This window comes from Mesobacillus subterraneus, assembly GCF_000934845.1.
Lineage (GTDB): Bacteria > Bacillota > Bacilli > Bacillales > Cytobacillaceae > Mesobacillus > Mesobacillus stamsii.
Genome location: NZ_JXIQ01000070.1, coordinates 26,316 through 37,257, shown reverse-complemented (window position 1 = coordinate 37,257; position 10,942 = coordinate 26,316). Strand labels below are relative to the sequence as shown.

The 10,942-nt window shown below is 41.0% G+C and carries 11 protein-coding genes and 1 pseudogene; 11 read left to right on the top strand and 1 reads right to left on the bottom strand.

The window, feature by feature from the left end:
* The first annotated feature begins 67 nt into the window (after positions 1-67).
* The 8 genes and pseudogenes from UB32_RS20475 to UB32_RS08600 all read left to right on the top strand — a co-directional run bounded on the left by UB32_RS20475 (position 68) and on the right by UB32_RS08600 (position 7,523).
* A pseudogene (locus tag UB32_RS20475) lies at positions 68-805 on the top strand (ISL3 family transposase).
* 294 nt (positions 806-1,099) lie between these two features.
* Entirely contained in the window at positions 1,100-1,879 is a 780-nt protein-coding gene (locus UB32_RS08630) for a hypothetical protein (protein WP_044392913.1), read from the top strand.
* Between the two features lie 12 nt (positions 1,880-1,891).
* Positions 1,892-2,278 carry a hypothetical protein gene (locus UB32_RS08625; RefSeq protein WP_044392911.1) on the top strand — a complete coding sequence of 129 codons (387 nt, stop codon included), beginning with the start codon at positions 1,892-1,894 and terminating at the stop codon, positions 2,276-2,278.
* 206 nt (positions 2,279-2,484) lie between these two features.
* Entirely contained in the window at positions 2,485-3,228 is a 744-nt protein-coding gene (locus tag UB32_RS08620; RefSeq protein ID WP_044392909.1) for a Fic family protein, read from the top strand.
* Between the two features lie 186 nt (positions 3,229-3,414).
* The gene (gene rnjA, locus UB32_RS08615) at positions 3,415-5,079 is read left to right on the top strand and encodes a ribonuclease J1 (RefSeq protein WP_044392908.1); all 1,665 of its coding nucleotides are present in this window, start codon (positions 3,415-3,417) and stop codon (positions 5,077-5,079) included.
* A gap of 281 nt (positions 5,080-5,360) precedes the next feature.
* Positions 5,361-6,230, top strand: coding sequence for a cation diffusion facilitator family transporter (locus tag UB32_RS08610; protein ID WP_044392906.1), 870 nt, complete (start codon positions 5,361-5,363; stop codon positions 6,228-6,230).
* A 21-nt stretch (positions 6,231-6,251) separates the two neighbouring features.
* Positions 6,252-7,196, top strand: coding sequence for a TRM11 family SAM-dependent methyltransferase (locus UB32_RS08605; RefSeq protein ID WP_044392904.1), 945 nt, complete (start codon positions 6,252-6,254; stop codon positions 7,194-7,196).
* A gap of 144 nt (positions 7,197-7,340) precedes the next feature.
* On the top strand, positions 7,341-7,523 hold the full coding sequence (locus tag UB32_RS08600; RefSeq protein WP_044392901.1) for a DUF3896 family protein: 183 nt from the start codon (positions 7,341-7,343) through the stop codon (positions 7,521-7,523).
* A 33-nt stretch (positions 7,524-7,556) separates the two neighbouring features.
* Here the strand turns inward: UB32_RS08600 and UB32_RS08595 are convergent, their stop codons facing one another.
* On the bottom strand, positions 7,557-8,054 hold the full coding sequence (locus UB32_RS08595) for a hypothetical protein (protein ID WP_044392899.1): 498 nt from the start codon (positions 8,052-8,054) through the stop codon (positions 7,557-7,559).
* A 99-nt stretch (positions 8,055-8,153) separates the two neighbouring features.
* Here UB32_RS08595 and UB32_RS08590 point away from each other — a divergent pair, with 99 nt between their 5' ends.
* The 3 genes from UB32_RS08590 to UB32_RS08580 all read left to right on the top strand — a co-directional run bounded on the left by UB32_RS08590 (position 8,154) and on the right by UB32_RS08580 (position 10,858).
* Positions 8,154-8,738 (top strand): vWA domain-containing protein, encoded by a 585-nt coding sequence (locus UB32_RS08590; protein WP_044392898.1) that lies wholly within the window; start codon positions 8,154-8,156, stop codon positions 8,736-8,738.
* Between the two features lie 228 nt (positions 8,739-8,966).
* A complete protein-coding gene (locus UB32_RS20470) occupies positions 8,967-10,010 on the top strand; it encodes a hypothetical protein (RefSeq protein ID WP_044392897.1) in 1,044 nt (347 codons plus the stop codon).
* A gap of 161 nt (positions 10,011-10,171) precedes the next feature.
* Positions 10,172-10,858 carry a response regulator transcription factor gene (locus tag UB32_RS08580; RefSeq protein ID WP_044392896.1) on the top strand — a complete coding sequence of 229 codons (687 nt, stop codon included), beginning with the start codon at positions 10,172-10,174 and terminating at the stop codon, positions 10,856-10,858.
* The last annotated feature ends 84 nt before the right edge of the window (positions 10,859-10,942 follow it).

The following is a 10,942-nucleotide window of genomic DNA, read 5'->3' as shown; positions in this document are numbered from 1 at the left end:
AGTCTTTAAATACTACGTTGATAAAGCAATTGAAAACATCGATGTATCGAATGTGAAAAGTATAGCTATGGATGAAACCTCCCGTACAAGAGGTCATAAGTACGTGACGTTATTTGTTGATATGGACACCAAACGAGTCATTTTTGTCACAACAGGGAAAGGGGCAGAGGTATGGAAGAAATTCTGCCAATTCCTTGATAAGAAAGGAGTGGAATGTTCCCAAATAAAAGAATTCTGTTCCGATATGTCTCCTTCCTTTATTTCAGGAATAGAAGAAAATTTCCCAGAAGCATCGATTACATTCGATAAGTTTCATGTGATGAAAATGGTTAATGAAGCACTAGACAAGGTGCGAAGACAAGAACAGGCTACTCAACCCGAACTAAAACATTCACGCTTTGTATGGCTTAAGAACCAAGAAAATCTGACCGAAAAACAAAAAGTTCAATACGCTAAATGAAAGGATATGGATTTAGCGACAGGCCGAGCATACCGAATGAAATTGTCCCTGCAGAATATGTTTACTAAATCAGTGGGCTTCTCTGAATTCTACTTTGATGAGTGGTGTAATTGGGCAATTCGATCTCAACTGGAGCCAATGATTAAATTAGCACAATCGCTCAAAAAGCATAAAGTCGGGATTTTGCGATGGTTTAAAACCAAATTAACAAATGGTCTGCTTGAAGGAATAAATAGTCTGGTTCAAGCTGCCAAAAGAAAAGCACGTGGATATCGCTCCCCTGAAAATTTTATAGCAATGATATACGCAACGGTTAATAAGATGGACTTGATAATGGAATCGTAACTAGCATTGGTTTGTCTCGATAAACAAAAAAGAACGCGTTACAGTATGGAGCCATGTATCGCTCGCAACTGAACACATTCCTTGTCCGGTTTTGAATTTTTCTTTTGTTTTTAGTTAGGTGTCCAATACCGACGGCGAGCAGGAATGGCAGATACTACTGGCCTATTAAATTGTTTTTTCAACATTAAATAGCGAAGAGCCAATTTATTCTACTTTCATTATTATCAGGAATTAATTATTAAACTAACGATCGTTATAAACAATATTTATAATCTTTTGAACAGAGGTGCATGAATGGAAAGAGTTCAAATCCCACAAGACGTTGAAACGATTGTCAGTACATCAAGCAAGGGTGATCAATCGAAATGGTTAGTAGAAAATAAGTGGATTAAGGAGAATACCCTTGGCTACGAAAACATGGCGGAATATGTTGATTCTCTTGTTTTGGATAGCTCAACCTTACCGAAAAATTCCTTCATTCCTTATATACCCTGTTTAATTGAGAAGCAGGATGGTACGGTTAAAGAAGGCTGTTATTCTGTAGATTTTCGTGGCCATCTGCAAGAAGTAACACTTGAACGGTTATTTGAAGCAAACTTCGAGACTACTGATGACATTTTAAATAATACACGCTACTCCGTAGAAGATAGATTTCACTTGATAACGGATAAGGTACACCAGTTCACAGGGTTAGATGTTTCTCATCAAATTGCGCAAATGCTAGCATTCGATACGTTCATTCTGAATGAAGATCGTCATACAAATAACATTTTTTTACTTTTTGATCCTAAAATGGAAGCCTGGCAGCTCGCTCCAATTTTTGACCACGGTTTAAGCTTGTTATCGGATTATCCTAGTGGAATACCAATCAATATTTTAAAAAGAAAAGTAAAAGCCAAACCTTTCAGTTCTTCATTTGCGAAACAGTTGACCTTATATAAAGGAGAGCCCTTCATTATCCGTGAGTTACTACTTGCAAAATTAGATGAAGCCCCATACGATTTAGGAAGGGCAAAAGACGTTGTACTCTCACAATTAGACGATTCACAACTACAAAGACTAATCATTGATTAGGAATGTGTCAAAATGATTGACTATATGGAATTTGATGTAATGCTTTTTGATGATGTCATAGCAACCGTAAAATTAAAACCAAGTGGGAGCGATAAGCCCTACGTCATCAATTATATAAAAGGTTTTAATAAACAATTCTCACCTAATCCAGAGGGTTACATTACAAAAGATGAATTGGAAAAATGGCTAAAATGGCGTGTGTTTCCCGAAACAAGAGTTAATGCTGATGAATTACTTGCTGCACTCGGTTTAAAAAGCTACAATCGCTGGGCGATAGTTCGTAAAACACATGGTGTCATGGCTGATGATGAGATATGGTTGCGTTTTAAAGGTGAAACATTAAAGCATAGGGATGTAACATTACGTAAATCACTTTATTATCCTGATGAGGTTGTATAGGTTTTCAGGCACCTGGACACCGGTAATGTTACCGTTGACGTCATATGTGTAAACACATGCTGCGGTGCCATTTGCCTTGTTTATTTAGATGGAACAGCGATTTCGTACGATATTCACTTTATTAGTAATGACTCGTTTAGTGAATATTTGGTATAATATAGAAAAGGAAAAATGATGTAACACTTTAATTAAAGGATGGTGTTCATATGTATGAAGTTATAACCAAATTAAAAAAAGAACTAGACGACCGTAGACCATTAAATCAAAATGTAGTAAAGAATTTAAGGGAAACCATCCGAGTACTATGGACTTACCATTCAAATGCCATTGAGGGAAATACTCTTTCCTTAGTAGAGACAAAAATTGTTCTTGAAGAAGGGATTACTATAGGAGGAACTACCCTTCGAGAACATTTTGAAATTATAAATCATGCTGAGGCCATAGACTACATAGAGGATATTGTAAATAGAGATATCGAACTATCTGAAAGTGTACTCAAGGATATTCATAGATTGATTCTAAGAAACATTGACGTATCAAATGCAGGGAAATATCGTAACATTGATGTTTATATTCAAGGAAGTCAACATATCCCGCCGCAACCTTTTTTAGTTGAGCCTCAAATGCAAGATTTATTTCTGTGGTATTCACAAAACAAGGGTTCAATCCATCCAGTTGAATTAGCAGCAAAATTTCATTTTAAATTTGTATATATCCATCCTTTTATCGATGGAAATGGTCGGACAGCTAGACTGTTAATGAATTTAATATTAATGAAAGGCGGCTATCCTCCAGCAATTTTAAAATCCGATTCAGAACAACGGGTAAAATATTATAAAGCTTTAGAAAAAGCTAGTGTAGATAATAATATTGAAGATTTTGTTCAATTTGTTGTAGATAATGTAGAAGATAGTTTAAGGATGTATCTGAGGGTGGCTAGACCTAAATGATAGCCACCCTTTTCTATATTAAATTTTCTGGAGGTTGGGTTATACAAAAATACCCTATTTGTTAAAAAGAATAAATTGTGATATATTTTAATCATTCAATCCCCTATTTTCTCCAGCCAATTTCTTCACTATTCTTTTTTATCATCTTTGATAAATACATTTGCACAAAGAAACAGGAGCTGAACTATGGAAAAGAAAGTAAAAAAAGATCTCAAAATTTTCGCTTTAGGCGGTCTTGGTGAGATCGGAAAAAATACGTATGTAATCGAATACAAAAATGAAATGGTCCTTGTGGATTGCGGTATCAAGTTTCCGGATAATGAATTGTTTGGAATTGATTATGTGCTCGCGGATTATACTTATTTGAAACAAAACCAGGACAAGCTAGTCGGGATTTTTGTCACCCATGGCCATGAAGACCATATTGGCGGACTGCCGTTTTTGCTCCAGGATGTGAAAGCACCGATTTATGGCGGTGATTTTGCAATCGAGTTAATCAAGTCCAAACTTTTGGAACACAAAATTAAGGGTGTCCAGTTCCATCAAATTAACAATGATACGGTTGTCGAATTTCAGAATATCAAGGTTCGCTTTTTCCGGACAACGCACAGTATCGCCGATTCTTTTGGGGTTGCGGTGACGACTCCGGAAGGAAATATCGTCCACACAGGTGATTTCAAATTTGATTTAACTCCGGTTGGCAAAGGTACTGATTTCCAGAAGATTGCTGAAATCAGCGGTGAAGGAGTGCTATGCCTGTTATCTGACAGTACGAACAGTGAGAAGCCGGGCTTTTCTGTTTCTGAGCAACGTGTCGGGGAAGCAATCGAGGATATTTTCCAAACAGTGGACGGCCGCGTGATCTTTGCAACGTTTGCCTCGAATATTGACAGGGTTCAGCAAGTGGTACAATCTTCGCTAAGATACAAGCGCAAAATTGCGATTGTTGGCCGCAGCATGGAAAAAACCTTCGAGATTGGCCGCAGATTAGGCTATATTACTGCTCCGGACGAAGCGTTCGTCAGTGTCAATGAAATCAATCATATTCCGAGCAGCCAGCTGACGATTATCTGTACGGGAAGCCAGGGTGAACCGATGGCTGCGCTTGCGAGAATTGCAAACGGCACACACAGACAAATTGCCGTCATTCCTGGGGACACGATTGTCTTTTCTTCATCTCCAATTCCTGGAAATACGGTTAGCGTTAACCGAGTGATTGATAAACTGCACCGAATCGGCGCAGATGTCATTCATCATAAAATCAGCGAAGTCCATACTTCTGGACATGGCAAGCAAGAAGAACAGAAGCTTATGATTAAGCTGCTGAATCCAAAATTTTTCATTCCAATTCACGGGGAATATCGCATGCTTGATCAGCACGTGAGGCTGGCAATGCAGTGCGGAATTCCGCGGGAGAATAGCTTTATTTTAGATAATGGCGATGTTCTTGAGTTGTCTAGCGAAGGCGGCGAGGTTACAGGAAAAGTGCCAGCACAGCCTGTTTATGTTGATGGAAACGGGATTGGCGACATCGGACAGATCGTGCTCAAAGACAGAAGGGTGCTGTCACAGGATGGGCTTGTTATTGTCACGATGACGATCGACCGTGAGAAAAAGCAGCTTATCAACAAACCATCCGTTGTTACAAGAGGGTTCGTCTACGTCAGAGAATCAGGCGATCTTATGAAAAATGTCGAAGAACTGATTACCGATAAAATGGTAACGGAATTGGCAGGCGGCACAAGAGACTGGTCGAGTATCAAAAAGGCGGTCATTGATGTCGTCCATCCCTTCCTGTACAGCAAAACAGGCAGAAGACCAATGATCTTGCCAATTATCATGGAAGTATAATTAGAAAAGCGATCCTTAATTGGATCGTTTTTTGTTCAACGGAAGAAACATTTATAATCAACGTAGGTTTTATGCCATAATAAGACAATGTTCTTCCTTTTTGTGTTTTCGAGAAAGTTGAGTGAATCGCCTCCCGAAACAGCGGACACGTGTCGGTTTGGAAACAGAATTCGTTTGCATGAAGGAAATTTTTTAGCCAAAAAGGGAAAAAAGAGGTTTCTATAGACTTATTCGCTTTTTCATTGTTAAAATGTTTTAGCAGGTGATTGGAGGCTGTTCCATTGAATGAACAACGGTATTCAAATTTAAAACAAGGTGAACGCGGTGCTATGATCAGTATCGCTGCATACATATTGCTGTCCACTTTAAAATTATTTGTTGGCTACATCAGCGGTTCAGAGGCATTGAAGGCGGATGGATTAAATAATACGACGGATATATTAGCGTCGATTTCGGTTCTAATTGGGCTAAGGCTGTCGCAAAAACCGGCAGATGAGGACCATTTATATGGGCATTGGAAGTCTGAGATGGTTGCGTCTATGGTCGCGTCCTTCATTATGGTCATTGTTGGTATCGAGGTTTTATACAGTACTATAAGGATGATTTCTGAAGGCACCAAGGAAGCGCCTGATATGATTGCCGCCTGGACAGGCTTGTTTTCGGCATTCGTAATGTATGCCGTTTATCGTTATAATCGAAACCTTGCACGCAAAATAAATAGCCATTCGGTCATGGCCGCGGCAAAAGATAATCTATCGGATTCATGGGTAAGTATCGGTGCTGCAGTCGGCATCCTTGGATCCCAATTTGGTTTGCCTTGGCTTGACCCAGTTACCGCCGTGATCGTAGGCTTGCTGATCTTAAAAACAGGCTGGGATATTTTCCGTGATGCATCCCACCAGCTTACAGATGGTTTTGATGTGGACCTAATTAAAAAATATAAACAAACCATCTTTACTATTTCTGGTGTAAAGGGAATTAATGATCTAAAGGCAAGGAACTACGGCAATAATATCGTCGTTGATTGTGTTATCACTGTGAACCCATCACTTGATATCAGCACAGCACATGATATTTCCACGATGGTCGAACAGAAGCTGATGGAGGAGTTCGACATCTATGACGTCCATGTCCATGTGGAGCCAGATTGATTTGAAAGGATATGATGGTACGTGATCTCCCATGGCTCTTATTTATACAATTACGCATTTCCGGAAGAAGAAAAATCATTATGCATGCTGGAAATGAGATCCTTTTTCGGAAAGGACGAGGAAGCAGGCATATTGGAAAGCAGTTTCGAAATCGATCCAAGCAGAAGCCCATTTATAAGGGAACGAATGGATCTATTTTTCAAGGCGAAGGATTTTCAACAATTGATTGCTATGGTAAAAGAATGGAAACTTGGTGAATCAACTTTTAAAGTGAAGTATGTAAAAGCGGCTGGTCTCAAAAAACTTACTTTTGAAGCGAGACGGAGGATTGAACGTGAAGTTGGCCTGGCTATGAAAGGAATTCCTGAGCTGAAAAAACCGGATCTTATTCTTGGCATTCTCGAGGTCAATGGCTGGTGGTATTTTGGCCAGCTCCATAGCAGTGAACAGCTTTGGCTGCATCATCAGCACAAACCCCACAGCTATTCAACGGCGTTGAGCACACGAGTCGCCAGAGCGGTAGCCAATATTGCCGTTCCCGATCCAGCAAAGGCAAAAGCAATCGATCCCTGCTGCGGCATAGGTACCGTCGTGGTGGAGGCACTGTCAATGGGGATCGATATCGTTGGCAGTGATCACAATCCGCTGATCCTCGAAGGTACCCGTGAAAACATCGCACACTTCGGCTACTCAACAGAAATAAAACTTCTCGACCTGATGGAAGTTACAGGGCATTATGATGTAGCTATAATCGATATGCCTTATAATCTGTGTTCGGTAATTACTGCACAAGAGCAGCTGGATATGCTCCAGAGCACAAGAACTTTTGCCGATAAAGCAGTCATCGTCACGAAAGAGCCAATTGATCCCATCATTCGGTCAGCTGGTTTTGAAATTATCGACCGCGGCATTGTAAAAAAAGGCAACTTCACTAGAGAAGTCATCGTATGCAGGAAGGCGCCATAAATAGTTTAGCGCTTTTCCGCATCGTGCGAGCATTCTCTAGAAGATTTCACAAAATCACAATAATTTCACTGATACCCTAAAGGGTGTGCGGAGTATAATAAACATATAAAGAAAGCGATTTCATTATAAGGAAGGGTGTTGGATATGGACTATCTTGAAGTAAAATCTCATTTAGAAAAATGGCAGATGCAGCTGGCGAATAAAATGCAGCATCCAGACCTATCTATTGATGAAAAAAACGAACTACAAAGAACAATCGCTAATTATGATTATATTATTGAATTGACATGCATGAATCATTTTGAGCGAGGATCAGCCATTCATTAAATATTGAAAGGGCTTGCCATAGATGACCAGCGCCTAAAAGCCATTCCCTAACGGCTTTTGACTGAAATAATCAAGAGCGTAGTTAACCTGGTGGATGTCATAAATATTTTTTTCAAGGCAAAACTGAATGACAAGGTCGGATGTCTCACTGTCCGATAAAGAATAGCCGGCAGCGCTTAATAGCTTGTCGGCTTCCTTTTTGCTCAATTCCAGAGCAAGTGCGAGGGCAATCACGGTACTCTTGCTCGGCCGGTAGTCAGGGTTCGAGCGGATTTTTGAAAAATGCCTCCGATCCATTCCCGCCTTTTTATAAATCGCAGCGTCGGTTGCGTTTTTGTTATCAATGTAGCCAAACAGTACTTTTTGCAAGGTTGGCTTTCGTTTTTTTTCGATAAAATCTTCCATTTCTAGCGGGGAAATGCTTTCGAGCACATAATCCTCCTTGTGGGATATTGAGTGATGATAAACAACAACTATCAATTTCTCTTCAATATATTCTTGCAGTTCTTCTAAAACGTGGTGATCAAGCATGTGGCCAGCCTCCCTAAAAAAATGTCGCTTATCAGGCGACCAATATATGGATGAATCTAGCTATGATTATAACAGAATCAGCTTAGGAGGAAGACGGACATGAATAAGAATTTAACAGAAATCATTTTTTTGCTCGACCGCAGCGGTTCAATGGCCGGGCTGGAAAGCGATACGATCGGCGGCTTCAATGCATTCGTGAAAAAACAATCAGAGCTTGCAGGTGAAACAATCGTGACAACTGTGCTTTTTGATGATGAATACGAGGTCCTTTGGAGTGGAATAGACACCAGGAATGCAAAGCTTACAGCGGATGAGTATTTTGTCCGCGGTACCACTGCGCTGCTGGATGCGGTAGGGAAAACGATCCTGGACGTCGGATACCGGCTGGCAAAATCATCGGAAAACCGGAGGCCAGGTAAAGTCCTTTTCGTCATCACCACTGACGGAATGGAAAACGCAAGCCAGGAGTTCACATATGAAAAAGTGAAAGAACTGATCCAGCATCAGCAGGAAAAATACAGCTGGGAGTTTCTCTTTTTGGGGGCTAATATTGACGTTGCCAATGAAGCTGAAAATCTCGGAATTACTCTTGGCAACTCTTTTTCCTATGAAGCCACTGAAAAAGGAATCGAAAAAATGTATGAGAGGCTGTCCGAGTCAATCACAGAAAAAAGGATGAAATAATTCAGTAGGGACATAAACTAGGAGCCAAATTTTGTTGCTGACATCTACCGGACATGAAAAAATCCCCCAAAAATGAAATGTCCAAGCAGTACCCGGTTTTCAATTGCCAAATGTTTTTTCAATTTTTTTCAGTCTGACATTTTGCTGACATAATCAACCTGTAAATTATAAGTATAAGGTTCATGCACAACCTGAACCTAAAAATGAAATTTATAGGAGGATATTAAAATGAAAAAGCAATCAGTTATTGGATTTACCGTTGCAGGTGCATTATTGCTGGGAGGCTATGCTACTACTTCCATCGCGAATGCTGATAGTACTACAGGTACTGTTGAAAGCTCTGCCACTACAGCAGCAACCGCTGTTAAAAGTTTCTTCGGAAACGGGTCAGGGCATATGGGGAATACGGGAAATATGGGAGGCAATTCAGAAGTCTTGAACCAAAGGGCTAAGGATCTTGGCATCAGCACTTCCGGTAAAGACCCTAGAACCTTAATGGGTGAAATTCGTGAGGCAACCCTCACTAGCAAAGCGAAAGAACTTGGAATCACTACGGACGGCAAAGATCTTACAGCGCTTGCCGAGGAAGTTCAGCTGGCCAACCTTAAGGAAAGAGCGAAGGATCTTGGCGTTTCTGCCGATGGGAAGGATGCAGACGCACTTCGAAATGAAATTCAGTTAGCAAACCTGAAGGAAAAAGCGAAGGAACTCGGAGTATCTACCGACAACAAGGATGCTCAGGCTCTAATGGAAGAAATCCGCACAGCAAACTTGAATGAAAAAGCCAAAGAGCTAGGGGTCTCTACAGAAGGCAAGGACTTGGCTACGCTTCAGCTGGAAGTCCATACTGCCTATGTCAATCAACAGGCTAAAGAACTTGGAATTACAGTAGACGGCAAAGACATTCGGGAAATCGCCCGAGAAGTTATGGATAAAAAGGTCGTAAACCTTGCAAACGAAATGGGAATTTCTACAGCAGATAAGGATACTCAGCAACTGATCCAGGAGATTAGGGATAAAGATGCAGACAAGCTTGACACGCTGTTTGAAGATGGAATGGGCCATTTTGGAATGACAGGTTTCGGCGGCATGGCACAAGGTAGCGGATTTGGCGGCGGTCATGGTGGAATGGGACAAAAAGGCGGATTTGATAGCCAAGGTCAAATGGGTCAACAAGGTGGTTTCAGTGGAATGGGTCAAAATGACGGTTTCGGTGGAAAAGGAGGCCGTGGCGGCGGCATGGGCTACAATAATGGCGGCCAAGGTTTATAACAAAGGGTTTTTCTTAAGATAATGGAAACAATCTAAACAATATTATTTATCTATGTCCCCCGGTACAAAACGGGGGATTTTTCTTGTAAAATAACAATATAGATCATTTCATCAAGAAGTGTCAGCCTAAAGGGACAGGCAGGTTAAACGGGAGGGCGGCAATGAAAACAATTTTAATAGTGGAAGACGAGCAAACGATTTCAAGAGTACTAGCGGTATATATGAAGCATGAAGGCTATGAGGTAGTGCAGGCGTATGATGGCGGAGAGGGACTGTCAATATTTACGCAGAGTAAGCCGGATCTTGTGCTGCTGGATGTCATGCTCCCTGGAATGGACGGTTGGGAAATTTTAAAAGAAATTCGCAAAATCAGCGCCTGTCCTGTTATTATGCTGACAGCATTGGGAGAGATTGATTATCGTTTGAAGGGCTTGAATCATGGCGCGGACGACTATATCTCCAAGCCGTTCGTAGGAGAAGAAGTGGTAGCCCGGGTCAATGCCGTGCTGCGCCGCTCCTCGAATGTCCTTGAAACAGAAAATGAGAAACAATTTGGCAGCTTAAAAATTAATATGGACTCACATGTCGTCACGGTAAATGGGGAAAAAGTGGTGCTGACGCCAAAGGATCTCAATCTACTTATCTTCTTGGTTGCAAGGCCAAACCGGACCTTTACGAGAGAAGATTTGATCGAAAATGTTTGGGGAATGGATTATGACGGAAGTGACCGAGCTGTGGATCTATCCATCAAACGCATTCGCCAATCGCTTGCAGATTGGCCAGCTGAACAGGGAGAAATTAGGACATTAAGAGGATTGGGGTATCAATTTAGTGTTTACGATAAATAATAAACCAACAACCCTACTGAGATACTGGACGACAAGGTATCTCCTTACACTGGTTGCCGGGCTCTTATTGCTAGGGGCCGGGTC

What these genes read in the sequence shown, in the direction of transcription:
- UB32_RS08630 (WP_044392913.1), top strand. Translation starts at nt 1,100, where the DNA reads ATGGAAAGAGTTCAAATCCCACAAGACGTTGAAACGATTGTCAGTACA.
- UB32_RS08625 (WP_044392911.1), top strand. Translation starts at nt 1,892, where the DNA reads ATGATTGACTATATGGAATTTGATGTAATGCTTTTTGATGATGTCATA.
- UB32_RS08620 (WP_044392909.1), top strand. Translation starts at nt 2,485, where the DNA reads ATGTATGAAGTTATAACCAAATTAAAAAAAGAACTAGACGACCGTAGA.
- rnjA (WP_044392908.1), top strand. Translation starts at nt 3,415, where the DNA reads ATGGAAAAGAAAGTAAAAAAAGATCTCAAAATTTTCGCTTTAGGCGGT.
- UB32_RS08600 (WP_044392901.1), top strand. Translation starts at nt 7,341, where the DNA reads ATGGACTATCTTGAAGTAAAATCTCATTTAGAAAAATGGCAGATGCAG.
- UB32_RS08595 (WP_044392899.1), bottom strand. Translation starts at nt 8,054, where the DNA reads ATGCTTGATCACCACGTTTTAGAAGAACTGCAAGAATATATTGAAGAG.
- UB32_RS08590 (WP_044392898.1), top strand. Translation starts at nt 8,154, where the DNA reads ATGAATAAGAATTTAACAGAAATCATTTTTTTGCTCGACCGCAGCGGT.
- UB32_RS20470 (WP_044392897.1), top strand. Translation starts at nt 8,967, where the DNA reads ATGAAAAAGCAATCAGTTATTGGATTTACCGTTGCAGGTGCATTATTG.
- UB32_RS08580 (WP_044392896.1), top strand. Translation starts at nt 10,172, where the DNA reads ATGAAAACAATTTTAATAGTGGAAGACGAGCAAACGATTTCAAGAGTA.